The 24,536-nt window shown below is 72.2% G+C and carries 25 protein-coding genes; 15 read left to right on the forward strand and 10 right to left on the reverse strand.

What is annotated here, in order from left to right:
* Window positions 1-18: 18 nt before the first annotated feature.
* Both ACZ66S_RS27180 and ACZ66S_RS27185 read left to right on the forward strand, forming a co-directional pair.
* Entirely contained in the window at window positions 19-978 is a 960-nt protein-coding gene (locus ACZ66S_RS27180; RefSeq protein WP_469904146.1) for a threonine/serine dehydratase, read from the forward strand.
* Between the two features lie 152 nt (window positions 979-1,130).
* The gene (locus ACZ66S_RS27185; protein ID WP_469904147.1) at window positions 1,131-2,765 is read left to right on the forward strand and encodes a serine/threonine protein kinase; all 1,635 of its coding nucleotides are present in this window, start codon (window positions 1,131-1,133) and stop codon (window positions 2,763-2,765) included.
* 19 nt (window positions 2,766-2,784) lie between these two features.
* On the opposite strand, the gene ACZ66S_RS27190 is transcribed toward ACZ66S_RS27185, so the two are convergent.
* Complete coding sequence (locus ACZ66S_RS27190; RefSeq protein WP_469904148.1) at window positions 2,785-4,212, reverse strand: serine hydrolase domain-containing protein; 1,428 nt, start codon at window positions 4,210-4,212, stop codon at window positions 2,785-2,787.
* Window positions 4,213-4,298: 86 nt separating this feature from the next.
* On the opposite strand from ACZ66S_RS27190, the gene ACZ66S_RS27195 reads away from it, so the two are divergent.
* From ACZ66S_RS27195 to ACZ66S_RS27210, 4 genes are all read left to right on the forward strand, one after another.
* Complete coding sequence (locus tag ACZ66S_RS27195; protein WP_469904149.1) at window positions 4,299-5,270, forward strand: LLM class F420-dependent oxidoreductase; 972 nt, start codon at window positions 4,299-4,301, stop codon at window positions 5,268-5,270.
* Between the two features lie 94 nt (window positions 5,271-5,364).
* Entirely contained in the window at window positions 5,365-6,432 is a 1,068-nt protein-coding gene (locus tag ACZ66S_RS27200) for a hypothetical protein (RefSeq protein WP_469904150.1), read from the forward strand.
* Between the two features lie 61 nt (window positions 6,433-6,493).
* Entirely contained in the window at window positions 6,494-6,931 is a 438-nt protein-coding gene (locus tag ACZ66S_RS27205; protein ID WP_469904151.1) for an SsgA family sporulation/cell division regulator, read from the forward strand.
* Between the two features lie 97 nt (window positions 6,932-7,028).
* Window positions 7,029-7,721, forward strand: a complete 693-nt coding sequence (locus ACZ66S_RS27210; RefSeq protein WP_469904152.1) for a DUF2238 domain-containing protein — start codon at window positions 7,029-7,031, stop codon at window positions 7,719-7,721.
* On the opposite strand, the gene ACZ66S_RS27215 is transcribed toward ACZ66S_RS27210, so the two are convergent.
* Window positions 7,642-8,127, reverse strand: coding sequence for a DUF6328 family protein (locus ACZ66S_RS27215; protein WP_469904153.1), 486 nt, complete (start codon window positions 8,125-8,127; stop codon window positions 7,642-7,644). The two genes, ACZ66S_RS27210 and ACZ66S_RS27215, sit on opposite strands and share 80 nt — an antisense overlap.
* An 81-nt stretch (window positions 8,128-8,208) precedes the next feature.
* Window positions 8,209-9,192, reverse strand: a complete 984-nt coding sequence (locus ACZ66S_RS27220; RefSeq protein ID WP_469904154.1) for an aldo/keto reductase — start codon at window positions 9,190-9,192, stop codon at window positions 8,209-8,211.
* Between the two features lie 151 nt (window positions 9,193-9,343).
* Between ACZ66S_RS27220 and ACZ66S_RS27225 the strand changes: the two genes are divergently transcribed.
* Complete coding sequence (locus ACZ66S_RS27225; RefSeq protein WP_469904338.1) at window positions 9,344-11,041, forward strand: cholesterol oxidase substrate-binding domain-containing protein; 1,698 nt, start codon at window positions 9,344-9,346, stop codon at window positions 11,039-11,041.
* On the opposite strand, the gene ACZ66S_RS27230 is transcribed toward ACZ66S_RS27225, so the two are convergent.
* From ACZ66S_RS27230 to ACZ66S_RS27240, 3 genes are all read right to left on the reverse strand, one after another.
* On the reverse strand, window positions 11,038-11,622 hold the full coding sequence (locus tag ACZ66S_RS27230) for a TetR/AcrR family transcriptional regulator (protein WP_469904155.1): 585 nt from the start codon (window positions 11,620-11,622) through the stop codon (window positions 11,038-11,040). The two genes, ACZ66S_RS27225 and ACZ66S_RS27230, sit on opposite strands and share 4 nt — an antisense overlap.
* Entirely contained in the window at window positions 11,619-13,097 is a 1,479-nt protein-coding gene (locus ACZ66S_RS27235) for an MFS transporter (RefSeq protein WP_469904156.1), read from the reverse strand. The genes ACZ66S_RS27230 and ACZ66S_RS27235 overlap by 4 nt, the downstream gene beginning before the upstream one ends.
* Window positions 13,098-13,191: 94 nt before the next feature.
* Complete coding sequence (locus ACZ66S_RS27240; protein ID WP_469904157.1) at window positions 13,192-14,409, reverse strand: FAD-dependent monooxygenase; 1,218 nt, start codon at window positions 14,407-14,409, stop codon at window positions 13,192-13,194.
* Window positions 14,410-14,741: 332 nt separating this feature from the next.
* On the opposite strand from ACZ66S_RS27240, the gene melC1 reads away from it, so the two are divergent.
* The 3 genes from melC1 (at window position 14,742) to ACZ66S_RS27255 (ending at window position 16,475) form a co-directional block, all read left to right on the forward strand.
* Window positions 14,742-15,086 carry an apotyrosinase chaperone MelC1 gene (melC1, locus tag ACZ66S_RS27245; RefSeq protein ID WP_469904158.1) on the forward strand — a complete coding sequence of 115 codons (345 nt, stop codon included), beginning with the start codon at window positions 14,742-14,744 and terminating at the stop codon, window positions 15,084-15,086.
* 32 nt (window positions 15,087-15,118) lie between these two features.
* The gene (melC2, locus tag ACZ66S_RS27250) at window positions 15,119-15,943 is read left to right on the forward strand and encodes a tyrosinase MelC2 (protein ID WP_469904159.1); all 825 of its coding nucleotides are present in this window, start codon (window positions 15,119-15,121) and stop codon (window positions 15,941-15,943) included.
* Window positions 15,944-16,022: 79 nt separating this feature from the next.
* The gene (locus ACZ66S_RS27255) at window positions 16,023-16,475 is read left to right on the forward strand and encodes an SRPBCC family protein (protein WP_469904160.1); all 453 of its coding nucleotides are present in this window, start codon (window positions 16,023-16,025) and stop codon (window positions 16,473-16,475) included.
* A 16-nt stretch (window positions 16,476-16,491) separates the two neighbouring features.
* On the opposite strand, the gene ACZ66S_RS27260 is transcribed toward ACZ66S_RS27255, so the two are convergent.
* Together ACZ66S_RS27260 and ACZ66S_RS27265 are read right to left on the reverse strand one after the other, a co-directional pair.
* Window positions 16,492-17,190, reverse strand: coding sequence for a ribonuclease H family protein (locus ACZ66S_RS27260; RefSeq protein WP_469904161.1), 699 nt, complete (start codon window positions 17,188-17,190; stop codon window positions 16,492-16,494).
* Window positions 17,191-17,213: 23 nt separating this feature from the next.
* Window positions 17,214-17,795: a TetR/AcrR family transcriptional regulator gene (locus tag ACZ66S_RS27265; RefSeq protein ID WP_469904162.1), complete on the reverse strand. Its 582-nt coding sequence runs from the start codon at window positions 17,793-17,795 to the stop codon at window positions 17,214-17,216.
* Between the two features lie 76 nt (window positions 17,796-17,871).
* Here ACZ66S_RS27265 and ACZ66S_RS27270 point away from each other — a divergent pair, with 76 nt between their 5' ends.
* The gene (locus ACZ66S_RS27270; protein ID WP_469904163.1) at window positions 17,872-18,657 is read left to right on the forward strand and encodes a class I SAM-dependent DNA methyltransferase; all 786 of its coding nucleotides are present in this window, start codon (window positions 17,872-17,874) and stop codon (window positions 18,655-18,657) included.
* On the opposite strand, the gene ACZ66S_RS27275 is transcribed toward ACZ66S_RS27270, so the two are convergent.
* Complete coding sequence (locus tag ACZ66S_RS27275) at window positions 18,654-19,454, reverse strand: VOC family protein (protein WP_469904164.1); 801 nt, start codon at window positions 19,452-19,454, stop codon at window positions 18,654-18,656. The genes ACZ66S_RS27270 and ACZ66S_RS27275 overlap by 4 nt on opposite strands.
* Before the next feature lie 342 nt (window positions 19,455-19,796).
* On the opposite strand from ACZ66S_RS27275, the gene ACZ66S_RS27280 reads away from it, so the two are divergent.
* From ACZ66S_RS27280 to ACZ66S_RS27290, 3 genes are read left to right on the forward strand one after another with little or no spacing between them, the layout of a single operon-like run.
* Window positions 19,797-21,233: a family 2B encapsulin nanocompartment shell protein gene (locus ACZ66S_RS27280; protein ID WP_469904165.1), complete on the forward strand. Its 1,437-nt coding sequence runs from the start codon at window positions 19,797-19,799 to the stop codon at window positions 21,231-21,233.
* Window positions 21,230-22,279, forward strand: a complete 1,050-nt coding sequence (locus tag ACZ66S_RS27285) for a family 2 encapsulin nanocompartment cargo protein terpene cyclase (RefSeq protein ID WP_469904166.1) — start codon at window positions 21,230-21,232, stop codon at window positions 22,277-22,279. Before ACZ66S_RS27280 ends, ACZ66S_RS27285 begins: the two co-directional genes overlap by 4 nt.
* Window positions 22,280-22,329: 50 nt before the next feature.
* A complete protein-coding gene (locus ACZ66S_RS27290) occupies window positions 22,330-23,208 on the forward strand; it encodes a geranyl diphosphate 2-C-methyltransferase (protein WP_469904167.1) in 879 nt (292 codons plus the stop codon).
* A gap of 1 nt (window position 23,209) precedes the next feature.
* Here ACZ66S_RS27290 and ACZ66S_RS27295 read toward each other — a convergent pair whose 3' ends face one another.
* The gene (locus tag ACZ66S_RS27295; RefSeq protein ID WP_469904168.1) at window positions 23,210-23,593 is read right to left on the reverse strand and encodes an STAS domain-containing protein; all 384 of its coding nucleotides are present in this window, start codon (window positions 23,591-23,593) and stop codon (window positions 23,210-23,212) included.
* A 236-nt stretch (window positions 23,594-23,829) separates the two neighbouring features.
* Between ACZ66S_RS27295 and ACZ66S_RS27300 the strand changes: the two genes are divergently transcribed.
* The gene (locus tag ACZ66S_RS27300) at window positions 23,830-24,504 is read left to right on the forward strand and encodes a response regulator transcription factor (RefSeq protein WP_469904169.1); all 675 of its coding nucleotides are present in this window, start codon (window positions 23,830-23,832) and stop codon (window positions 24,502-24,504) included.
* Window positions 24,505-24,536: the final 32 nt, after the last annotated feature.

The following is a 24,536-nucleotide window of genomic DNA, read 5'->3' on the forward strand; positions in this document are numbered from 1 at the left end:
CGCCGGAAGGAAAACCCCTTGATCGGGATCACGGACATCGAGCGGCAGGCCGGACTGATCGCCGGACACGTCGTACGCACCCCGACCCTGCCCAGCCCCGGTCTGTCCGCACTGCTCGGTGCTCCCGTCACCGTCAAGCTCGAACTGCTCCAGCGCACCGGCTCGTTCAAGGCGCGCGGGGCGACGGCCAAGCTGCTGTCGCTGAGCGAGGCGGAGCGGGCGGCCGGGGTCGTGGCGGTCAGCGGCGGCAACCACGGGATCGCCCTCGCCCACATGGCGGCCGCCCTCGACGTCAAGGCGACGGTGGTCATGCCGCGCTCGGCGCCCGCCCGGTCGGTGGAGATCGTCGAGGCGGCCGGAGCCTCGCTCCGGCTGACGGACGACATGGACGGTGCCTTCTCGCTCGTGAACCGGCTGCGGGACGAGGGCCTGACCCTGGTCCACCCCTTCGACGACCCCCTGGTGATCGCGGGGCAGGGGACGGTCGGGCTGGAGTTCGCCGACGACGCGGGCGACCTCACCGACGTCCTCGTCAGCGTCGGCGGCGGTGGGCTGATCGCCGGGGTCGCCGCGGCCCTGCGGGCGCGCCGGCCGGGTGTCAGGGTCTGGGGCGTGGAGACCGAGGGCGCCGAGGCCATGTCCCGGGCGCTCGCCGCGGGCGGGCCGGTGCCCGTCGCCCTGTCCTCCGTCGTGTCCACGCTGAGCGCCCCGTCCGTCTCGCGGCTCACGTACGACCATGTGGCGGCTCTGGTCACCGAGGTCCTCGTGGTCCCGGACCGGGAGGCCGTCCAGGGCTGCCTCGACCTGGCCGACCACGCCAAGGTGTGGGGCGAACCCGCTGCCGGTTGTCTGCTGCCCGCCGCCCGGACGGTGCTGGAGCGGGTCGGCGACGGGTGCAGGCTGGGCCTCGTGGTGTGCGGCGGCAACGCGACCACGTCCGACGTCATGGACTGGGCCGCGCGGTTCGGCCTGCGCTGACGGGGGCGTTCCGCCGCGCCCGTTCTACTGACCCGTGAGTCAGAAACGGAGCGGCCGGAAAGCGGAATCCATCGGTTGGGGAATTCATTGAACGCACCCCGCCGCACCCGCCGTACCTCTGTGAAAGGTGAGAGCCAGGGGTTCAGCGAGGGATGACCATGGTCAAGGCGCACGTCTCCACACACGAGTTGGTCGCCGGACGGTACCGGCCCCTGGACGTCCTGCACCGGGAGACCAACCGGACGTGCTGGTACGGCGAGGACGTCGCGGCCGAACGCCCCTGTCTGCTCACCGGGATCGGGCTGCCGGCCGGCACCGACGAGGAGAGCGCGCTGCGCACCGCCGCGGGAGTCGTCCGGATGTCCAAGACCATGCGGCTGCTCTGTCCGGGCCGGATCGCCTCGGTCGTGGACGCCGTGGCGCAGGAGGGCACCCTGTGGACCGTCACCGAACCGGTCGACGGCGTCCCGCTCGGTGAACTCCTCGGCCGGCAGGGGACGTTCGACTCCGCTCGGGCGGCCCGTATCGGCCTGGAGGTGCTGGAGGTCCTGGAGGCGGCGCACGGCGAGGGCATCACCCACGGTGAACTCAGCCCCGGCCAGGTGTTCGTGCACCACCAGGGCACGGTCGTGCTCACCGGCTTCGGCCTGGCCGGGGCGACCCTCGCCCCGAGGCTCTCGGCACCCTCGTACGCCTCCCCCGAACAGGCCCGTGACGAGCGCATCGGGCCGGCCGCCGACCTGTGGGCGCTCGGCGCGATCCTCTACACGCTCGTCGAGGGACGTCCGCCGTTCAGGGACCGGGACCGGCCCGCGGCCACCCTGAAGGGGGTCGACCGGCTGCCGCTGCGGGCCCCGGTGCGGGCCGGGCCACTCACCCCGATCGTGCAGGGGCTGCTGCGGAAGAACTCCCAGGAACGGCTGAGCCGCACGGCCGCGCGCAACGCGCTGCTCCGGGTCCTGGACGAGGACCCCGAGGCGGACCCGGCGGAGGAGCCCCGGCCGCGCACCCTGCCCGTTGTGCCCCCGGGCCGCGGCAACCGGCTCCTCGTCGCGGGGACCGCCCTGGCCGTCGTCACGGTGGCCGCCGCCGTCCTCACGGTCACCAAGGCGCTGCCCGGCGGCGACAGCGCGACGACCGGGGAGGCTCCCGCCCCGTCCGCCTCGGCCTCCGCCACCGCTCCCGCCCCGGTGCCGTCGGCGCCCTCCCCGTCGGTGACCGCGACCGGCAGCCGCACCGACGAGAGCTCCGCCCCGCCCGCGTCCCCGACGGGCGGCCCGAGCCCCGGCAGGACGGCCACCCCGACCGCGGGCACGGGGCTGCCGCCCGGGTTCCGCACGTACCGCTCCCCCGAGGGCTTCTCCGTCGCCCTCCCCCAGGGCTGGAAGCCGCTGGAGACCTCGCGCCAGGCCGACCTGGCGTACCGCGTGACCTTCGGCGCCTCCGGTGACCCGCGGACCCTCGCCGTCACCTACAGCGAGGCCGTCGGCACGGACGCCGTGGCCGTGTGGCGCGACGACGTGGAGCCGCGGCTGCGGGACGACCCCGGCTACGAGCGCCTCGGTGACATCCGCGCGACCACCTACCAGGGCCGCGAGGCCGCCGACATGCAGTGGGTCGAGGACGTCGACGGCACCCGGGTGCGCACCTTCGGCCGCGGCTTCCTGATCGGCGACGGCCGCGGCTACTCGCTGCGCTGGACGACCCCGGCGGCGGACTGGAACGACGACGCGAACCGGACGGCACTGGACACCGTCCTGAGCACCTTCCGGGCGCCCTCGCACTGAGCGCGCCCGGGGACGGTTCTCAGGCCGGGCGCGGGGCCCGCATCCGCCGCAGCGGGCCCCCGTGCAGGGGCTGGGTGCGCCAGCGCGCGGTGAAGGTCCGGTCGCCCAGCGAGCACGTCAGAAGCAGGCGGTGCGGGGTCTCCAGGAACGCCACGTCGATGACGAGGGTCTCCGCGTCGGTCCAGCCGCCGCTCACCGCGACGGGCACGGTCTCGTCGGCGACCGTCCAGCCGCCCTCCCCCGCTGCGAGCCGCAGGTCCAGCCGGTCGCCGTCGTCGACGAGGGTCACCCGGCCGCCCCGGTCCACCTCGACGCTGGTGAGGGTCGGCCGGTCGGCGCACGTGCCGCCGCGCGGCGCGAAGGCGGTGTCCCAGTCGTCCGCCCGGCCGACCGGGACGGGCCCGCCCTCGGCGGGCGGCAGGGTGAGCCGTGCCAGCCGTGCGGCCAGCGCCGCGTCGGCCGCCTCACCGCCGGGCGGCGGACCGGCTCCGAAGGCGGGCAGCAGGTGCTCCCACACCAGGTCCAGGACCTTCTGCATGTCCTCGGTCTCCGAGGTGATCGCGAGCACCGCGTCCTGCTCGGGCAGCACCACGCAGAACTGCCCGTAGGCCCCGTCCCCGCGGTAGCCGTGCCGGGCCATCCAGAACTGGAAGCCGTAGCCCTGGTGCCAGTCCGACCTGCCGCCCTCCTCCGCTGCCTCGTGCGCGATCTGGACCCGCGTCGCCTCGGCCACCCAGGTCTCGGGCAGCAGCCGCTCGCCTTGCCAGAACCCGCCCCGCAGATACAGCTCGCCGAGCCGGGCCACCGCGTCGGTCCTTGCGTGCAGCCCGCTGAAGCCGAGCTCGCGGCCGCGCCGGTCGGCGATCCAGGCCGCCTCGCCGATGCCGAGCGGCTCGAACAGCCGGGGCCGCAGGTACTCGGTGAGCCTCTGTCCCGTGACCCGCTGGACGATCGCGGCGAGGGTGTAGGTGGCGGGCTGGTTGTAGGCGAAGACGGTGCCCGGGTCCCGGTCCGGCGGAACCAGCAGGAAACCCCGGACGAGCTCGTCGGGGTCCTGGGCGCGGGCCCGGTCCAGGGTCTCCTGCGCATGACCGCTGGCCATCGACGCCACATGCCGGACGAGCATGGCCCGGCTGCGCGGGTCGGTGACGTCGGCCTCGAACTCCGGGAAGTAGGAGATCACCGGGTCGTCCAGCGCGATCAGTCCCTCGGCGACGGCGAACCCGGCGGCCGTGGCCGTGAAGCTCTTGCTGAGCGAGTAGAGGAGCTGGGGCCGTTCCGGGGCGTACGGCGCCCACCAGCCCGAGGCCACGACCCGGCCGTGGCGCAGCAGCATCAGACTGTGGGGCGCGATGTGCGGGTCGGCTTCGAGGGCGTCGAGCAGGGCCTGTATGCCGGCCGCGTCGACGCCCTCGGCGGCGGGGGTGCTCATGGGCAGGGAACTCATAGGCGCATCCTCCCCCGTGCGACGGTCTTGATCGAGAGTGCCGCGAAGCCCGTTTTCCCCTCCGGCCCCCGGGGGACTCGGGCCCCATGGTGCAGATCGGATACACGATGATGACCGAGCAGGCGGGCCCCCGTGAGCTGGTGGGCCATGTGGTGCGGGCCGAGGAGGTGGGCTACGACTTCTCCGTGACCTCGGACCACTACTTCCCGTGGCTGCGGACGCAGGGGCACTCGCCGTACGCGTGGAGCGTGCTCGGGGCCGCCGCCCAGGCGACCTCGCGCATCCCGCTGATGACGTACGTGACCTGTCCCTCCTTCCGCTACCACCCGGCGGTGGTGGCGCAGAAGGCGGCGACCATGCAGCTCCTGTCGGAGGGCCGGTTCCGGCTGGGACTGGGTTCCGGCGAGAACCTCAACGAGCACGTGGTGGGCGGCGGCTGGCCGTCGGCCGATGTGCGGCACGAGATGCTGGAAGAGGCCGTGGAGATCATCCGCGCGCTGTTCCGGGGCGGTCACGTGAACCATCGCGGCACCCACTTCGACGTGGAGTCGGCACGGCTGTGGGACCTGCCGGACGAGCCGCCGCAGATCGGTCTGGCCGTCTCCGGCGAGCAGTCCTGCGCCCTGGCCGGCCGTCTCGCGGACCTCGTCATCGCCACGGAGCCCAAGGCGGGCCTCCTCGACGCGTTCGACCGCAACGGCGGCGAGGGCAAGCCTCGGGTGGGGCAGCTCCCCGTCTGCTACGACCCCGACCGGGACACCGCCGTCAAGCGGGCGCACTCCCAGTTCCGCTGGTTCGGCAACGGCTGGAAGGTCAACTCCGAACTGCCGCACCCGGACTCCTTCGAGTCGGCCACCCAGTTCGTCACCCCCGACGACGTGGCGGCGTCGATTCCGTGCGGTGACGATCCCGACGCCTTCGTCGAGGCGGTACGCCCGTACGCGGAGGCCGGCTTCACCGAGATCGCGCTGGTGCAGATCGGCGGAGAGTCCCAGCACGCGTTCCTGGACTGGTCGGAGAAGACACTGCTGCCCGCGCTGCGCGACGCGTTCGCCTGAGCCGCCCGGCTGCCGAGGCGGCCCCCTCGGGTGCAATAGGCTTTTCGACTCGCACGCCGTGCGGTTCGAACGAACCTGACCAGGAGAAACACCCGTGACTCTAGCGATCGACCCTTCCGAGGCGTCGGCCCCCGTCTCCTCCGGGACACCGGAGGAGACGTCCCCCGCGCCCCTGAGTGACCTCGTCGCGCGGGACGCCCGCGAGTTCGGGGTCTACGCGCGGACCGGCGGATGGGCCTTCGGCCTGATGGTGGCGCGCAGCGTGCGGCCCGGCGGCCAGAGCGCGGACGAGACGCCGAAGGTGTCCGCGAAGGAGTTCGCCGAGCTCGCCGGCTGCTCGCCCGAGCGTGTGATGCGCTACTACAAGGCCTGGGACCGGGCCGCCGACGACGGCATGGTCCCGCACTTCGAGGCGCTGGCGCCGGGCCAGGAAGTGGAGCTGCCGGACGCCGACGTGTGGCTCGGCTACTACGTCTCCCGCAGCAGCGCCGCCTCCGAGCGCGGCACCGCCATCGCCGAGGCCGCGGAGGCCGAGGGCATCCGGCCGACGAAGGCGCTGGAGGTCGCGGAGAACCCGACCGCGCTGCGCGCCGCGATCCTCGCCGACCCGTCCACCGCCCGGGCCGCGCGCAGCGCGCTGCTCGACCGGATCAAGGAGGACCCCGAGCTCCAGGCCTCGCTGGCCCGCGACGTGGTGCGCACCGACGACCTGAAGAAGGCCGTGGCCACCGAGAGCAGGGCGGCCGACCGGATCGGATACGTCCGGCAGATCGCCGAGTCCGGGCAGGTCAAGACGCCGGCCGGCCAGACCATCGACGCGCCCGTGGACCTGCGCCAGGAGGCCGAGCGGCACCTGTCCCTCCTGGAGGAGCTGGAGGAGGACGAGGACACCGGCGAGTGGGCGGCCGAGGCGTTCGACACCATGAAGTCGCTCGTCGCCGAGGCCGTGGAGGCCGATCCCGAACTCCGGGTCCAGGAGCGGCGGACGAAGTTCTACAACAGCCTCCAGCGGGCCACCAAGGTGTTCGAGGAGCTGACCTTCGACGACGCCCAGGACTTCTACGAGGACGACATGGTCCAGCAACTGGAGGAACTCCAGCAGGCCATCGCCTCGTGCATCACGGCCCTGCGCACCGCGAAGGGGAATCACCCGGACGGCTGAGCATCTTGGCCGTGGAAGGGGTACTAGAGGGCTCTATGTCGTTCTTCCCGGAGGCCTCCAGGTGAACCCCTTCGTCCGCAGGACCGCCCACAAGACCCTCGTCGTGCAACTGCAGGCGGGCGGCACGGGCCGGTGCCCCGTGCTCGCCCACCTCGGGTACGACGCTGCGGACCCGTTCGCCGTCACCGCAGTGTTCAGCCATGACGGCCGGGTGCTGGCGCGGTGGCGGCTGGACCGGGAGATGCTCGCCGAGGGCCTGGGCGGCCCGGTCGGGGTGGGTGACGTGCGGCTCGGCCCCGTCTCGACCGGTGTCTGGGAGGAGCTGCGCATGGAGTTCTTCGGCGAGGCCCGTCCCGACGGGGGCCGCCAGCACGCCGTGGTCTTCGCGTGGGCCCCGGCGCTGGCGTCCTTCCTGCGCGAGACCCGCGAGATCGTGCCGCCGGGGAAGGAGGAGGTCAGAGTGGACGACTTCCTGGCCTCGGTCATCGCGGGCGGCTGAGACCGGGCTGGATGCGCACGCGGCCTGAGTAGCCGTACTCATGCCGTGGTCGTCCCCGTGCCCCGACGATGGGGGCTCCTACGACGAGGAGCTCCTCATGACCGCTGTGCGACGGCCCCTGCCGGTCCTGCTCGCCTGGGCCGTGGTGGCCGCACTGGCCCTGTCCGCCTGGGGTCCGCGCGACCGCACCACCTGGTTCCTGGAGACCGTCTGGGTCCTGGTCGGGCTGCCGCTGATCGTGCTGACGTGGCGCCGCTTCCCGCTGACCGACCTGCTGTGCTGTCTGCTGGCGGTGCACGCGCTCGTGCTGATCGTGGGCGGCCACTACACCTACGCGCAGGTTCCGCTGGGCGACTGGGCGCGGGACACGTTCGGGCTCGACCGCAATCCGTACGACCGTCTCGGGCACCTCATGCAGGGTTTCGTGCCGGCGGTCCTCGTACGGGAGCTGCTCAGCCGTACCTCGCCGTTGCGGGGCAGCCGCTGGCTGGCGCCGCTGACGGTGTGCGCGTGCCTGGCCTTCAGTGCCGTCTTCGAGATGCTGGAGTGGGCGGCCGCGGTGACCGGCGGTCAGGCGGCGGACGCCTTCCTGGCCACGCAGGGCGATGTGTGGGACACCCAGTGGGACATGTTCTGCGCACTGATCGGCGCCACGGTCTCGTTGCTCGTGCTGGCCCGCCCGCACGACCGGCAGTTGGCCGGGCTCGCCCTCACCGCGTCGTATAGCGCCGGCGCGTCCACATCGGCACGCCGAACCAGCACAGCAGGTACCAGGCCACGACTCCGGTGACGAGCCAGGGCACCCAGTCGTCATGGGTGGCCACGCGCAGGATCAGCAGCAGGGCGCAGGTCATCGTCGTCAGCAGCAGGACCAGCCCCACGAAGGTCAGCCGGGAGGCGATCCGCACGGCCTGGGGTTTGATGCGCCGCCCCGAGACGAGGCGGTGCAGGGAGACCGGTCCTATGAGGGCTCCGGTGGCGCAGGAGCCGAGCACCACGGTCACGATGTAGATGACCTGGTCGGTGTGGGCGAGGTCGTCGTACTTCGGTGTGAACACCACGGTGAGCAGGAAACCGAAGAGGATCTGCACACCTGTCTGCGCGACGCGGATCTCCTGGATGAGTTCGCCCCACATGCGGTCCGCGCGCTCTTCCTCGGTCTCGTCGCGTCCCGTCCGTCTCACCGTCTCGACCATGCGGTACGGGTATCCGGTAGCTGATCGTTCAAACGGTCCGGCGCCGGGAACGGCGAGCGCGGTTCCCGGCGACGGAAACGGTCACCAGCGGTTCTCCACCTGCTCCTTGACGCGACGGTCGTAGAGGTCGCGGACGGCCGCGAGGGTCTCCCGGGACAGCGGCGGCAGCTTCGCGGCGGCCGCGTTCGCGCGCGCCTGCTCGGGGTTGCGGGCGCCGGGGATGACGGTGGTGACGCCGGGCTGCTCGATGATCCAGCGCAGGGCGAGCTGGGCCGGGGTGTAGCCCTCGGGCGTCAGGGCGGTGAACTCGGCGGCGGCCTCGACACCGGTCGTGTAGTCGACGCCGGAGAAGGTCTCGCCGACGTCGAAGGCCTCGCCGTGCCGGTTGTAGGCGCGGTGGTCGTTCTCCGGGAAGACCGTGTCCTTGGTGTACTTGCCGGACAGCAGGCCGGAGGCCAGCGGGACGCGGGCGATGATGCCGACGCCCGCCTCCTGAGCGGCGGGGAGCACCTCGCGCAGCGGCTTCATGCGGAAGGCGTTGAGGATGATCTGCACGCTCGCCACCCCCGGCCGGGCGATCGCGGTCAGCGCCTCCGCGCAGGTCTCGACGCTGACGCCGTAGTGGGCGATGCGCTCCTCCTCGACCAGGGTGTCGAGGGCGTCGAAGACCTCGTCCGTGGAGTACACGGACGTCGGCGGGCAGTGGAGCTGGACCAGGTCGATGCGGTCGACGCCGAGGTTGCGGCGCGAACGGTCGTTCCAGGCGCGGAAGTTGTCGAGGACGTAGTTCTCGGGGATCTGGTCGACGCGGCGGCCCATCTTCGTCGCGACCAGCACATGAAGGTCGGGCCTGCTGCTGAGGAAGGTGGCGATGGTCTGCTCGCTGCGTCCGTCGCCGTACACGTCCGCCGTGTCGAAGAAGGTGACCCCCGACTCGGCGGCGGCCTCCAGCACGGAGAGGGCTTCCTTGTCGTCGACGTCTCCCCAGTCGGCTCCCAGTTGCCAGGTGCCGAGTCCGACGACGGATGCGTGCTGCTGCGACCTGCCGAATGTGCGCTCGTCCATGGCGTCAGTCTGTCATCTGTCGCCGACCTGCGCGGAACGAGGGGCTCCGGGGCGGGACCTGTGAATTGTTCACTCGCACGGGTGACACGCCCCCGCGAGGGGCATGCACGTGTCAACGGCCGCCTAGCGTGACCCCGTGACTGATCGTTCCGTGAGCAACCACCCGCAGGACACGCCGTCCTGGACCCGTCGCGGCTTCCTCGCGAGCGCCGCCGCCCTCGCCGCCGTACCGATTCTGCTGCCGGCCGACCCGGCGGCCGCGGCCGATGAGCTGCCCGGTTTCCCGGCGGGCGTGGCCCTGCACCGTTCGGCGTACCGCAACTGGGTCGGCGAGATCACCGCCGACGGGCTGTGGGCCTGTGCGCCCACCGGCCCGGACCAGGTGGTCGAGGTCGTCAACTGGGCCTGGCGGCACGGCTGGCGGGTCCGCGCGCGGGGCTCCTCGCACGGCTGGTCACCGCTCACCGTCACGGAGGGCACCGCCTCCGACGCGCCCGTCCTCCTCGTCGACACCGCCTCCCACCTCACCGGCCTGTCCCTGGACTCCGCCTCCGCCGTCCGGGCCGGCACCGGCGTCACCCTGGAGGCGCTGCTCACCTATCTGGAGGAGCACGGTCTCGGGGTCACCGCCGCGCCCGCGCCCGGAGACCTCACCCTGGGCGGCGCGCTGGCGATCGACGCGCACGGCACCGCCGTTGCGGCGGCTGGCGAGGAGCGGCTGCCGGGACAGACGTACGGCTCGCTGAGCAATCGCGTCCTGTCGCTGACGGCGGTGGTGTGGGACGAGGAGGCCGGGGCGTACGCGCTGCGCACCTTCAGCCGCGCCGAGGCCGACAGCGCGGCCCTGCTGGCCCATCTCGGGCGGGCCCTCGTCACCGAGGTCGTGCTGCGCGTGGGGGCCGACAGCAATCTGCGGTGCGTGAGCCGGGTCGACATCCCGGCCGCGGAGCTCTTCGCGGCGCCCGGCGGTGACGGGCGGACCTTCGCGAGCTTCCTGGAGGAGACCGGGCGGGTCGAGGCGATCTGGTTCGCGTACACGGAGTTCCCGTGGCTGAAGGTGTGGAGCGTGGCCCCGACCAGGCCGCTGACCTCGCGGCGCGTGACCTCGCCGTACAACTACCCGTTCTCCGACAACGTCCCGACCGTGGTGGCGGACCTGGCCGGGCGGATGGTGTCGGACGCGGCCTGGTACCTGGCGCCGGTGCTCGGGAACGCGCAGCTCGACGTGGCGGCCGTGGGGCTCACGGCGACGCTGTCGGCGGACATCTGGGGGCCCTCGAAGAACACGCTGCTCTACATCAAGCCGACCACGCTGCGGGTGACCGCGAACGGCTACGCGGTGCTGACCGCCCGGGACCAGGTGCAGCGGGTGGTGTCCGGGTTCACGGACTTCTACCGGGAGCGGCTGGCCGCGTACACCGCCCAGGGGAAGTTCCCGGTCAACGGGACGGTGGAGATCAGGGTGACCGGGCTCGACGACCCGGCCGAGGCCGAGCTGGACGGGGCGCGGGCCCCGCTGCTGTCGGCGCTGCGGGCTGACCGGGCGCGCCCCGAGTGGGACACGGCGGTGTGGCTGGACATCCTGACGCTGCCGGGGACGCCGTACGCGGAGGCGTTCCTGCGGGAGGTCGAGCAGTTCCTGTTCGAGGGGTACGAGGGGACGCGCGTCGAGTGGTCCAAGGGCTGGGCCTACACCGACGACGCCGCGTGGGCGGACGAGGAGGTGCTGGGGACGACGATTCCCGGGTCGTTCGGTGAGGCGGTGTGGGGGCAGGCGGCGGGTGTGCTGGACCGGCTCGACCCGCACGGCGTCTTCGGCAACGCCTTCCTGGACCGGCTGTTCGGCTAGGGCGTCAGGTGGGCCTGCACCGTGGGGGCGTAACGGTCCACGAGCTCCTCCACGGAGCTCGCCCGCAGCTCGGTGCCCCGGGCGATGCCGTACATCACGCCCAGGCCGAGGAGGGTGCCCACCGCCAGTTCGGCGCGCAGGCCGGCGTCCGGGCCCGGCAGCCGCTCCGCGAGGCGATCGACCACCTGGGTACGGAAGTTGACGCGCAGGATGTCACCGTGCTCGCCCTGGACGGGGGCGAAGGCGATCCGCAGCAGGGGGTCGGCGCCGCGCTCGATCTGGCCGGTGAGGACATGGCGGACCATGTGGCGGCCCAGTTCGTCCAGGGGGGCGTCGAGCAGGGCCGTCGCGTCCGACTCGAAGGACATCACCCGGGCGAGGAGGGCGTCCTTGTTGCCGAAGTACTTCACGATCAACGGCGGGCTGACACCGGCGCGTTCGCCGACCGCCTTGAGCGTGATGTCGGCGTGCGGGGTGCGGGCCAGGAGGTGGCGGGCCGCCCGGAGGATGGCGGCCCTGGTGGCCTCGGCGTCACGGCGGGCGGGTGCGGCGGCGGGGGGCGTGGTGCTCACGGCACTCATGCTCCCTCCATCGCCCCGTCCCGCGCGCCCCGGGTGCCGCCCTCGGCCCGGCGGGTCTCCTCGGGCGCGGGGTCGCCGGGGATGGTCAGGGCCGCCGCGCAGGCAGCGAGGGCGACCGCGCCCGCCATGGCGAAGGCCAGCAGGTAGCCGTGCAGGGTGGGCACGAGGGCGCCGCCGACCGGGCTGGTGTGGTGGACCAGCACCGCTGCGACGGCCGCGCTGGAGGTGGCCTGTCCGATGGTGCGCATCAGGACGTTGACGCCGTTGGCGGAGGCGGTCTGGTCGGCCGGGACGGCGCGCAGGATCAGGGTGGGCAGGGCCGAATAGGCGAGGGTGGTTCCCGTGGCCACCACGGTCGCGCCGAGGATGACCATCCACAGGTCGCGGCTGTCCGCGATGCGCAGCGCGTAGCCGCAGGCGATGACCGCGGCGCCGAGGGCGAGCGTGACGCGCGGGCCGCGGGAGGCGGAGATCCGGGCCGAGAGCGGGGAGAACAGCAGCATGGTGACGCCGCCCGGCAGCAGGCACAGGCCGGTGGCCACGATCGACAGGCCGAGTCCGTAGCCGGTGGCCTTCGGCGCCTGGACGAGCTGGGCCGTCACCAGGGAGTTGGCGTAGAACGCGAACCCGGTGAGCAGGGCGGCCACATGGGACAGGCCCACGCGCGGGCGGGTGACGAGCCGCAGGTCGACCAGGGGCTGCTCGGTGCGCAGTTGGCGCCACCACCACAGGGCCAGGACGGCGACGGACACCAGGAAGAGGCCGAGGACGCGGGGGCTGCCCCAGCCCCACTGGCCGCCCTGGGAGACCCCGAGCAGCAGGCTGACGAGGCCGACTGCCAGTCCGAGGGCGCCCGGTACGTCGAAGCGGCCCGGCTGTCGTACCGGTGACTCGCGGACCGCCCACGCCACGGCCGTGATCCCGAGGGCGCCGAGGGCGCTGGTCATCCAGAACATGGTGTGCCAGTCGGCGTACTGCACGACCACGGCGGCCAGCGGCAGGCCGAGCGCGGCGCCGATGCCGACCGTGGAACTCATCATCGCGACCGCGGAACCCCGGCGCTCGGGCGGCAGTTCGTCGCGCAGGATGCTGATGGACAGCGGCACCACGGAGGCGGCGGCCCCCTGCAGGGCGCGGGCCGCGATGAGCACGGTGATGTCGGACGACAGGGCGCACATCACCGAGCCGGCCGTCATCAGCCCGAGGGACGCCGTGAGCACCTTGCGCTTGCCGTACATGTCGCCGGCGCGGCCGAGCACCGGGGTGAGGACGGCTCCGGCCAGCAGGGTCGCCGTGACCATCCAGGAGACGGCGCCCGCCGAGGAGTGCGTCAGCCGGGGCAGGTCGGGCAGCAGGGGGACGACCACGGTCTGCATGACGGCCATGAGCGTGCCGCACATCGCCAGCGCCGGCACGGTGAGCCGGGCCCGCAGGCCGGCTCCGCGGGGCGGGGATATCGGGCCCTGCTGGTCCATCAGCGCTCCGGATGCGGTGAGAAAGAAAGCGGGTGAATGGCAATTCACTTTAGCGGTGAATCGCCATTCACCCAACCCGCCCCGGATGTGGCGGCTACTTGCGGGAGGCCAGCTCCCGCGCATGCACCCCGCGCGCGAGCTTCGGCCCGAGCCAGCGCTTGAACCTGCGCAATGCCTCCAGTTGCCCGGCGGCCCGGTCGATCCGGTAGTAGAGCTGGGGCGGGACGTGCGGCAGCAGCGGTGAGTGACGCTGGCCGAGCAGGGCGAACATCTGCTCCGGGGGCAGGTCGATGTAGCGGGGCAGGTTCTCGTACCACTGGGCGCTGTAGCGGGCCGCGCTCTGGGCGGAGAGCAGCTCCGACGTGCGCTGCCGCTCGTAGTGGGCGAGGGCCCGCGGCAGCTCGCCGTGCGCCTGGAGGGCTCCGGCCAGGGCGATGGCGTCCTCCAGGGCGAGGGTGGTGCCGGCGCCGATGGAGTAGTGGGTGGTGTGGGCGGCGTCGCCGAGGAGGACGAGGTTGTCGCGGTGCCAGGTGCGGTTGGTGAGGGTCCGGAAGTTCAGCCACTGGGCGCTGCCCGAGCCGGCGGAGCGGCCGATCAGCGGGTGCCCGTCGAGGATGTCGGCGAACAGCTTCTCCAGCAGGGCGAGCCCGTCGGCCTCCCCGGCGGCGCCGAGGCCGAGACCGGTCCAGGTCGGGGGTGCGCACTCGACGACGACGGTGCTGCGCTCGGGGCTGAAGGCGTAGCCGTAGCACCAGATCCAGCCGTGCTCGGTCTCGACGAAGGCGAAGGTGAAGGAGTCGAAGACCTTGCTCGTGCCGAGCCAGATGTAGTGGTTGCGGCCCTCCTCGGTCCGGGCGCCGAAGTGCTCGGCGTACCCGGTGCGCAGGGCGCTGCGTACGCCGTCCCCGGCCACGAGGAGGTCGGCCGCGGGGAGGTTCCCGTGGGTGATCTCGTGCTCGTACTCCAGGCGGACGCCCAGGGAGCGGGCCCGGGCGGCGAGGATCTCCAGCAGGCGGTGCCGGCCGATGCCGAAGCCCTCGTCGCTGGGGCGCCGGGTGACCAGGTCGCGCACCCGGGCCTCGCCCTGGTTCCAGGTGACCGAGGCGTCCTCGATCGCGCGGGCGGACTCGGGGTCGTGCGCGTGGAGCTTGTCGAGCAGTCCGCGCCAGTAGGTGACGCCCCAGCCGTAGGTCGAGCCCTCCGGGTCGCGCTCGTGGACCGTGATGTCGTGGGACGGGTCCTGCCGTTTCAGCAGGATCGAGAGATACAGGCCGGCGGGCCCGCCGCCGACGCAGGCGACCTTCACACGCACCCCTAGGAATTACCCAAAGCAGTCGATTGGCAACGCAGGGTAGCAGTCGGCGTGCGGGGCCTTCGCGCCGCTTCACGCCACTTTCGCGAGGTGAGCAGGGCCACTGCCAGCGGGTTCACCCGCAAAGGATCTTCGGAACGACCGCGCACGGGAGAAGGAATTCCTCCGTCCGGGTTCCAGAAAGCCCTCTCTGTGGCAAGATCATCTTCGTTCAACTCTGTACGACATGTAGGTAATTGTCTGGATCACAGCCAACCGGTCATGCGCGATTTCTCCCGCTCCCACCTGGGCCGATAGGCATGCGGAGTCCGTCGACTCAGGAGGTACACCGCATGCCGGAACTCACCCGCCGTACCGCGCTCACCGCGACCGCCGCCCTCGCCGCAGCGACCGTCGTGGCCCCGCGCGCGTCCGCCGAGGAGCACCACCACGACTCCCCCGAGTCCTTCGACGAGGTCTACAAGGGCCGCCGCATACAAGGGCGTTCCACCGGGGGCCATCACGGGGGCTACCGGGTGACGGTCGACGGCGTGGAGCTGCACCTGATGCGCAACGCCGACGGCACCTGGATCAGCGTCGTCAGCCACTACGACCCGGTGCCCACCCCGCGCGCCGCCGCACGGGCCGCCGTCGACGAGCTCCAGGGCGCGCGTCTGCTGCCGTTCCCCGCCAACTGACCGCCCCGCACGTTTCCTTGGAGCATCCGCACATGACCGTCCGCAAGAACCAGGCCACCCTGACCGCCGACGAGAAGCGGCGGTTCGTCGCCGCCGTCCTGGAGCTGAAGCGCAGCGGCCGCTACGACGCGTTCGTCACCACGCACAACGGCTTCATCATGGCCGACACCGACAACGGCGAGCGCACCGGCCACCGTTCGCCCTCCTTCCTGCCCTGGCACCGCAGATTCCTGCTCGACTTCGAGCGGGCCCTGCAGTCGGTGGACCCCTCGGTGGCACTCCCCTACTGGGACTGGAGCACCGACCGCTCCCCGCGCGCCTCGCTGTGGGGCCCCGACTTCCTCGGCGGCACCGGGCGCAGCCGGGACGGGCGGGTGATGGACGGCCCGTTCGCCGCGGACACCGGCAACTGGCCGATCAACGTGCGGGTCGACGGCCGCACCTATCTGCGGCGCTCGCTCGGGACCGGCGTCCGGGAGCTGCCGACCCCGGGCGAGGTGGACTCGGTGCTGTCCATGGCGACGTACGACATGGCTCCCTGGAACAGCGCGTCGGACGGTTTCCGCAACCATCTGGAGGGCTGGCGCGGGGTGAACCTGCACAACCGGGTCCATGTCTGGGTGGGCGGGCAGATGGCGACCGGGGTCTCCCCCAACGATCCGGTCTTCTGGCTCCACCACGCCTACGTGGACAAGCTGTGGGCCCGGTGGCAGCGGCGGCATCCGGGCTCCCGCTACCTCCCGGCGGCCGGCACCCCCGATGTCGTCGACATCGACGAGACCATGCGGCCGTGGAACGACGTACGCCCCGCGGACCTGCTGGACCACACCCCCCACTACACCTTCGACACCGCGTGAGCGTCGTAGCGGCGGTTTGCCCTCCGGTTGACGGGTACCCGCGCCGCACACACCGAGAGGACGAAGGAGGGATTCACCCGTGTCGCAGGTCGAGGAGTCCATCGAGGTCGGCGTGCCGGTGCACACCGCTTACAACCAGTGGACGCAGTTCGAGACGTTCCCCGAGTTCATGAGCGGGGTCGAGCGCATCGAGCAGCGCACCGACACGCTCACGCACTGGGTGACCAACGTCAACGGGGTGCACAGGGAGTTCGACGCGGAGATCACCGAGCAGATCCCGGACGAGCGGGTCGCGTGGACCACGATCGCCGGCGAGGCCAAGCAGGCAGGTGCGGTGACCTTCCACCGGCTCGACGACGGCCACACCAAGGTGATGCTCCAGATGGACTTCCATCCGGACAGCATCACCGAGAAGGTGGGCGACAAGCTCGGGTTCGTGAAGCGGCAGACCAAGGGCGACCTGGAGCGCTTCAAGACGTTCATCGAGGAGCGCGGTCAGGAGACCGGCGAGTGGCGCGGGGCGGTCATCTGACCGGCACGTCCCGACGCTATCCGACCGCTTCCGTACGGCATTCCGGGTGCCCCCAGCCCTGGCCGTTCTTCGCGATGGGCTCGCCCGCCGCGTAGGAACGTCCGCACAGACACCGGCCGGGGAACTTGGCCTTGATCGTACGAGAGGTCGAACCGCCGCTCCGCTTGGGTGACTTGGCCCGGGCGGGGCGGTCGGTCTTTTTCGGGGTGTCCGGCGACGGCGGCGGCGCCGGGGAGCCCAGTTCGCTGCTCGCGGGCTCCTGGACGATCGCGGCCTGGCTGGCCGCCCGGTCGGCGAAGTCGTTGAGCGGGTCGCCGTCGACCTGGTGGGCGGGGACGTAGCGGAACTCCACCGAGCGCCCGTCGAGCAGTTCGTCGATGCGGACGACGAGCTCCTGGTTGGCGACCGGCTTGCCCGCGGAGGTCTTCCAGCCGTTGCGCTTCCAGCCCGGCAGCCAGGTGGTGACGGCCTTCATGGCGTACTGGGAGTCCATCCGGATCTCCAGCGGCACGTCCGGGTCGGTCGCGGCGAGCAGCCTCTCCAGCGCGGTGAGTTCGGCGACGTTGTTGGTGGCCCGGCCGAGCGGCCCTGCCTCCCAGCGGTCCGGCGTCTCCGACTCGTCCGCGATGACCCAGGCCCAGGCCGCGGGTCCCGGATTTCCCTTCGAAGCCCCGTCGCACGCGGCCACCAGTCGTTCCTGCATGTGCTCGATCATGCCATGTGCCGCACGGCGTCCGGTCACCCCACCGCGACGACCGCGGCCACCATCCGGCGGACCTCGGCGTCCCCGGGCGCCGCGCCCTCCGCGTCGGCGAACAGCAGATGGGCGGCCCCGATCAGGGTGGGGGCGAGCACGTCCACGTCGGCGTCGGCCGGGACGCGTCCCCGCTCGCGTTCGGCGGCGAGATAGCCGGCCACCATCGCGGTGGCCTCCCGCAGCACCGGCACTCCCCCGCCCCGCGCCTCGCGCAACCGGGCGCGCAGGGCGTCCCGCGCGATGACCAGGCCGACGATCCGCAGGGCGATCGTCCCGAACAGCTCGGTCAGGGCGGTAGCGAGGTTGCCGACGACGTCACCGGTCCCCGCGGCCGCGCGCAAGGCCTCGGAGCGCGCCTCGATCCGGTCGATGCGGTCCACCACGAGGTCGGCGAGGAAGGCGTCGAAGTCCGCGAAGTGACGGTGCAGGACCCCCTTGGCGACCCCCGCCTCGGTGGTGACCGCCCGGCTGGTCAGCGCGTTCGCCCCGTCCCGCAGCAGGATCCGCTCGGCGGCGTCGAACAACTGCTCCCGCACATCACGGATGGCGATCCCTGTCGGCACGGCCCACCTCTCGCTCTCCTTCGGACATCCTCCCCGATTCTTGTCGAGTGGGCACACGCCCATTTAGAGTGGGCGCATGCCCACTTCTCCTGGACAGCACCGCGAGATCGCGGAGTCGTACGGCTCGGACGCCGAGCGCTACGACCGGACCCGGCCCCGGTACCCCGACGCCCTGCTGGACCGGATCGTCGCCGGGAGCCCGGGGCGGGACATGCTGGACGTCGGCGCGGGCACCGGAATCGCCGGACTGGCCCTCCGGGACCGTGGCTGCCGGATCCTCGGCGTCGAGCCCGACCCCCGGATGGCCGCGTTCGCACGCCGGAAAGGGCTCGACGTCGAGATCGCCCGCTTCGAGGAGTGGGATCCGGCGGGCCGGGACTTCGACGCGGTCGTCGCGGGCACCGTCTGGCACTGGGTCGACCCGGTCGCCGGCGCCGCCCGGGCGGCCCGGGTGCTGCGGCCGGGCGGACGGCTGGCCCTGTTCTGGAACGCCTTCCAGCCCGCCCCCGAGGTGGCCGAGGCGTTCGCCGGGGCCTACGCCCGCGTCCTGCCCGACCTGCCGATGGACTGGCGCCGGCTGACCGGCCCGGACGCCTACGCGGGCGTCTGCGCCACGGCGGCCGACGGGATCCGCGCGGCCTCCGCGTTCGCCGAGCCGGAACAGTGGCGCTTCGATTGGGAGCGGATCTACACGCGCGCGCAGTGGCTGGACCAGGTACCCACCTTCGGCGGCCACGGACGGTTGCCCGCCGGGAAGCTCGACGCCCTGCTCACCGCCGTCGGCGACGCCGTCGACACGCTGGGCGGCAGCTTCCCGATGCACTACACGGCCGTGGCCGTCACGGCGGTGCGCACCGGCTAGGGCACGTCGGAGATCTGCGGCATCTCACCCTGGGTCGTCGTCACGTCGATGACCGAGAAGTTCGCGCCCTGCGGGTCGCTCAGCGCCGCGAACCGGCCGAACGGGGAGTCCATCGGCCCGAACCGCAGGACGGCCCCCAGCTTGGTGGCGCGGGCCACGGCGTCGTCGCAGTCGTCGACGGCGAAGTAGACGTTGATGTACGCCGGCACCTCGGGCGGGAAGTCCTCGGTCATCCTCATCCGGCCGAGGACGGTGTCGTCCCCGAGGTCGAACATGCGGAAGTCGACGGCGTCGTCCTGCATCTGCTTGGCGCGGTAGCCGAAGACGGCGGGGAAGAACGCGTCGGACTTCTCCGGCTCGCGGGTGTAGATCTCGGCCCAGCAGTACGCGCCGGGCTGCCCGGGCGGGGCCTCGAAGCCCTCGTGGGTGCCGCCCTGCCATACCCCGAAGACGACACCGCTAGGGTCGCGCCCCAGGCACATCGTGCCGAAGTCGCCGACCTGCATCGGTTGCATGAGCACCTCGCCGCCGTTGGCACGGATCCTGTCGGCGGTGGCGGCCGCGTCCGGCGACGCGAGGTACAGGCACCACTGGGACTGGCCCTCCTGCCCCGGCATCGGCGGCACGACGGCGGCGACGGCCTTGCCGTCCGCGTAGGCCTGCGTGTAGTTGCCGTACTCCGACGACGAGTCGCCGAAGGTCCAGCCGAGGACGTCGCCGTAGAAGTTCTTGGCCCCCTCGACGTCGCTGAACATCGCATCGGCCCAGCAGGGGGTTCCCTCAGGTTGTACGGCCATGATCGCGGCCCTTCCCGAATCGGTGGTCGGTCCGTCTCCACACGCTAGTCACGGGTGTGCCCGACCGCGCGCCGAACGGACGATTCACCCTCAGACGGGACAGAAGGTGCGCTCACCGAGGGGGCGTGCGTCGGGAAGCCACTCCTGGAGGCGGGGGGCCGTACTGGTGACCGACCCGACCCGAGGAGCGCGGGAGCACTCATGAGGCGTCGACTGCCTCACGGTCGTGGTTTACACCTTCCCGGCCGCGAAGCCGCCCCCTCCGCGCCCTGATCAGGCGGCCCGCCCGGCTGTTTGGCTGGTGCCCGCGCCCGGCCATCCCGCTCACTGTCAGGAGGGAACGTGTCCACACCGGACAGCGCCACCGGCCCCGCCGTCGACGAACCCGAACCCCCGTCCGAAGCCCAGCTCACCAGCCTCAGCACCACGGCGGCCCGACAGCTCGCCACCACCACCAAGTCCGAACCCCAGATGCAGGCCATCAGCTCCCGCTGGCTGCTGCGCATGCTGCCGTGGGTGGACGTGAAGGGCGGCACCTACCGGGTCAACCGGCGCCTCCAGCTCCGGGTGGGCCGGGGCCGGGTGCAGTTCGAGCAGAACGGCGCCGACGACATCCGGGTCATCCCCCGGACGCTCACCGAACTGCCCGCGTTGCGCGGCTACTCCGACATCGAGGTGCTCAAGGAGGTCGCCGGCCGCTTCCGGGCCCGGGAGATCCGGGCCGGGCAGGTCCTGGTCGAGGCCGGACAGCCGGTCACCGAGGCCTACCTGGTGGTGCACGGCCGCTTCACCCGCTTCGCCGAGGGCAAGTACGGCGAGGAGGAGATCGTCGGCGTCGTCACCGACGGCGACCAGATGGGCGACGAGGCCATCGGCCGGCCCGACCCGCTGTGGCTGCACTCGGTCCGGGCGGAGACCTCCGGCACCGTGCTGGCCCTGCCCTGGTCCGTGGTCACGGAGTTCACCGAGCGGGTGCCGTCCCTCGCCGAGCACCTGGAGGCCTACGCGCGCCGGCAGAGCCTGCCGATGAACCGCAAGGGCGAGGCCGACGTCCCCGTCCAGGCCGGCCATGTCGGGGAGCCGACGATCGGCGGCGGATACGTCGACTACGAACTCTCGCCGCGCGAGTACGAGTTGTCCCTGACCCAGACCGTGCTGCGGGTCCACACCCGGGTCGCCGACCTCTACAACCACCCGATGGACCAGACCGAGCAGCAACTGCGCCTGACCATCGAGGAGATCCGGGAACGCCAGGAGTGGGAACTGGTCAACAACCGGGAGTTCGGGCTGCTGCACAACGCCGACCACGGCCAGCGCATCAGCACCTTCACCGGCCCTCCGACCCCGGACGACATGGACGAACTCCTCGCCATGCGCCGCAAGACCAAGCTGTTCCTCGCCCATCCCAAGGCCATCGCCGCGTTCTTCCGGCAGTGCAACCGGCGCGGGCTGGTGCCGGGCACGGCCAACGTCGAGGGGCACGAGATCCCCGCCTGGCGCGGGGTGCCGATCTTCCCCTGCAACAAGATCCCGGTCAGCGGACAGCACACCAGCAGCATCATCGCGCTGCGCACCGGAGAGGGCGACCAGGGCGCCATCGGGCTCTACCAGACCGGCATCCCCGAGGAGTACCAACCGGGCCTGAACGTGCGGTTCATGGGGATCGACGCCAACTCGATCATCCGCTACCTCGTCACCGCGTACTACTCGATGGCCGTCCTCGTCCCCGACGCGGTCGGCGTCCTGGAGAACGCGCAGATCGGCCGGACGCCCGAGTGACCGCGGCGAACACCAGGCCCCTGCCGGGCCCGCCCGACATCGCGAGCAGCCTGCGCACCCCCCGGCGCGGCGGGGCGATCCCGGGCCTGCGGCACCGGCAGGTCCCGCCCGCCGACCCGGTCAGGGCCGCGGAGATCGACCGCAGGCTGGAGGCCTGGGCCCGGCGCCTCGACCTGTTCCCCGAAGCGTGGAAGGGGGACTTCTCGGGCTTCCAGTTCGGCCGGGCCGTGGTCCTCCAGCACCCGCAGGCGGCCGACCTCGAACGGCTCACGGTCGCCGGGGAGTTGCTGCTCGCGGAGAACGTCGTCGACTCCTGCTACTGCGAGGAGGACGAGGGCCGCGGCGGAGCGCGCCGGGGCCTGGGCGGCCGGCTCGTCATGGCCCAGTCCGCGATCGACCCGTACCACGGCATCCCCGAGCTGGAGGAGGAGTGGCGCGAGGGCGTGCGCGCCGACGGCCCCCTGCGCTCCTACCACTTCGCCCTGGAGGACTACTCCGCGCTCGCCACCCCTAGCCAGACCGACCGCTTCGTCCACGACATCGCCCGACTGCACCTGGGCTACCTCGCCGAGGCCGCCTGGGCGGAGACCCGGTACGTCCCCCGGGTCTGGGAGTACCTGGTCATGCGGCAGTTCAACAACTTCCGGCCCTGTCTGTCGATCGTCGACGCCGTCGACGGCTACGAACTGCCCGAGGCGCTCTACGCCCGGCCCGAGATCCAGCGGGTCACGGCACTGGCCTGCAACGCCACCACGATCGTCAACGACCTCTACTCCTTCACCAAGGAACTGGCGAGCGACCCCACCCACCTCAACCTGCCGCAGGTCGTCGCCGCCAACGACCGGTGCGGGCTGAAAGCCGCCTACCTGAAGTCCGTCGAGATCCACAACCGGATCATGACGGCCTTCGACGAGGAGTCGGCCCTGCTGTCCGCCGGCTCGCCGCTCGTGGAGCGCTACACCCGGAGCCTGTCCGACTGGGTCGCCGGGAACCACGAGTGGCACGCCACCAACAGCCACCGCTACCACCTGCCCAACTACTGGTAGTCCGCCCCCGCATGACGCAACGTCACACGCACCAGCACAAGGAGTCACCGTTGACCACCGCCCCCCACACCGGCACCCGGGCAGCCCAGGTGCCGACCCAGTCGACGTACCAGAACCGTGTCGCGGACTACTGGAACGCCGAGGAGAACCCGGTCAACCTCGAACTCGGCAAGCTCGACGACCTCTACCACCACCACTACGGCGTCGGAGCGGCCGACCGCGCCGTCCTCGACGAACCCGATCCGGCGCGGCGGCGCGAGCGCATCACCGCCGAACTGCACCGCCTCGAACACACCCAGGCCGAGCTCCTCGCCGCCCGGCTCGGCCCGCTCGGCCCCGAGGACCGGGTCTTCGACGCCGGCTGCGGGCGCGGCGGCGGCAGTGTCGTCGCGCACCTGCGCTACGGCTGCCACGCCGACGGCGTCACCATCTCCGAGAAGCAGGCGGAGTTCGCGAACGCCCAGGCCCGCAAGCGCGGCATCGACGACCGGGTGCGCTACCACCACCGCAACATGCTCGACACCGGGCTCGCCTCGGGCGCGTACGCGGCCTCCTGGAACAACGAGTCGACCATGTACGTCGAGCTGGACCTGCTGTTCGCCGAGCACGCCCGGCTGCTGCGCCGCGGCGGACGCTACGTGGTGATCACCGGCTGCTACAACGACACCTACGGCCGGGCCTCCCGTGAGGTCTCGCTCATCAACGCCCACTACATCTGCGACATCCATCCGCGCTCGGCGTACTTCCGGGCGATGGCCCGCAACCGGCTGGTGCCGGTGCACGTGGAGGACCTCACCGAGGCGGCGCTGCCCTACTGGGAGCTGCGCAGGGAGGCCGAGCACCTGGTGACCGGGATCGAGGAGACCTTCGTGAGCGCCTACCGCAACGGCAGTTTCCAGTACCTGCTGATCGCCGCCGACCGGGTGTGAGTCAGACGCCGGTCGCCTCGTCCCACGTGGCGACCGGGTCGAACACGTCCAATGTGCCGTGCGCCCGCAGCAGCCGCCGGGTGTCCGGGGCGCACAGCACGGAGAAGGTCGCGCCGCCCTCCAGCACCCGGCGGCGCAGGCGCAGCAGCAGGTTCAGGCCCGTGGAGTCGACGAAGGAGACCGGCCGCAGGTCGACGACGTACGCCGGTGCGGCGAGGGCCACGAGGGAGTCGAGCCAGCAGCGCAGCCGGTGGGCGGTGGCGAGGTCGATCTCGCCGTGCAGTTCGGCGACCACCAGGCCGTCCGCGCCGCGCACGAGTCCGTGCGCTCCGGGCGGGGGCGGCCAGGCCGCGGTGACGACGGGATGCGGATCGTGGTCGTGCACTGTGTCCCGTCCCCGCTGTCGTGCCGGTGCGTCCGCGCCGGGGCCCGTGCTCCGGCGCGGACGCGTGCGGCGGTGTCGCGCTCCCCGCACCGCACGTGTCCGCGCCGGACCCCCCCGGGCGGCTCCCCCCTTGAACCGTGGTGCCTACTGTTCTACCTTCGCCACATGGTCTGGGCATCAACGCCCGCTCATCAGCGACACAACGGGCGGGTACCGGGCGGGCCAGGTGATGCGGAATGCGCCCGCACCTCGCCCTGATCGAGGACGAGCCCGACTTCGCACTGATGTGCCGTTCCTATCTGGAGCGGGCCGGATTCACCGTCACCTGGGCCATGGACGCCCGCGCCGGAAAGTCCGTGCTGTACGAGAGCCAGGTCGACCTGGCGATCCTGGACCTGGGCCTCCCGGACGGCAGCGGCCTCGAACTGCTGCGGGCGCTGCGGTCGACGAGCCGGCTCCCCGTCATCGTGGTCTCGGGGCGCGGCGCGGAGGCGGACCGGGTGGCGGGGCTGGAGATCGGCGCGGACGACTACCTGGTCAAGCCGTTCTCGCAGCGCGAGCTGGTGGCCCGTATCCACGCCGTGCTGCGCCGCTCGCGGCCGCCGGAGCTGCCGACGGTGATCCAGGCCGGCTCCCTGCTCGTCGACACCGCGGCCCGCCAGGTCTCCGTCGACGGTGTCCTGCTGACCCTGCGTCCCAAGGAGTTCGCCCTGCTGGAGATGCTGGCCGCCGCGCCCGGCCGGGTCTTCTCACCGGAGCAGTTGCTGGAGCGGATCTGGGGTTCCTCCTGGCAGCAGCCCGCGACCGTGATCGAGCACGTGTACCGGCTGCGCGGCAAGCTCGCCGAACTGCCCGCCCCCGCCCCGCGGATCACCACGGTCCGCGGCTACGGCTACCGCCTCGACCCCTGAAGCGAGGTCCTTGGACGGTCCCGAGACGGTGA

Source organism: Streptomyces sp. NPDC107471, from assembly GCF_055582845.1.

What these genes read in the sequence shown, in the direction of transcription:
- ACZ66S_RS27185 (WP_469904147.1), top strand. Translation starts at nt 1,131, where the DNA reads ATGACCATGGTCAAGGCGCACGTCTCCACACACGAGTTGGTCGCCGGA.
- ACZ66S_RS27190 (WP_469904148.1), bottom strand. Translation starts at nt 4,212, where the DNA reads ATGAGTTCCCTGCCCATGAGCACCCCCGCCGCCGAGGGCGTCGACGCG.
- ACZ66S_RS27195 (WP_469904149.1), top strand. Translation starts at nt 4,299, where the DNA reads ATGGTGCAGATCGGATACACGATGATGACCGAGCAGGCGGGCCCCCGT.
- ACZ66S_RS27210 (WP_469904152.1), top strand. Translation starts at nt 7,029, where the DNA reads ATGACCGCTGTGCGACGGCCCCTGCCGGTCCTGCTCGCCTGGGCCGTG.
- ACZ66S_RS27215 (WP_469904153.1), bottom strand. Translation starts at nt 8,127, where the DNA reads ATGGTCGAGACGGTGAGACGGACGGGACGCGACGAGACCGAGGAAGAG.
- ACZ66S_RS27220 (WP_469904154.1), bottom strand. Translation starts at nt 9,192, where the DNA reads ATGGACGAGCGCACATTCGGCAGGTCGCAGCAGCACGCATCCGTCGTC.
- ACZ66S_RS27230 (WP_469904155.1), bottom strand. Translation starts at nt 11,622, where the DNA reads ATGAGTGCCGTGAGCACCACGCCCCCCGCCGCCGCACCCGCCCGCCGT.
- ACZ66S_RS27235 (WP_469904156.1), bottom strand. Translation starts at nt 13,097, where the DNA reads ATGGACCAGCAGGGCCCGATATCCCCGCCCCGCGGAGCCGGCCTGCGG.
- melC1 (WP_469904158.1), top strand. Translation starts at nt 14,742, where the DNA reads ATGCCGGAACTCACCCGCCGTACCGCGCTCACCGCGACCGCCGCCCTC.
- melC2 (WP_469904159.1), top strand. Translation starts at nt 15,119, where the DNA reads ATGACCGTCCGCAAGAACCAGGCCACCCTGACCGCCGACGAGAAGCGG.
- ACZ66S_RS27260 (WP_469904161.1), bottom strand. Translation starts at nt 17,190, where the DNA reads ATGATCGAGCACATGCAGGAACGACTGGTGGCCGCGTGCGACGGGGCT.
- ACZ66S_RS27270 (WP_469904163.1), top strand. Translation starts at nt 17,872, where the DNA reads ATGCCCACTTCTCCTGGACAGCACCGCGAGATCGCGGAGTCGTACGGC.
- ACZ66S_RS27275 (WP_469904164.1), bottom strand. Translation starts at nt 19,454, where the DNA reads ATGGCCGTACAACCTGAGGGAACCCCCTGCTGGGCCGATGCGATGTTC.
- ACZ66S_RS27300 (WP_469904169.1), top strand. Translation starts at nt 23,830, where the DNA reads ATGCGCCCGCACCTCGCCCTGATCGAGGACGAGCCCGACTTCGCACTG.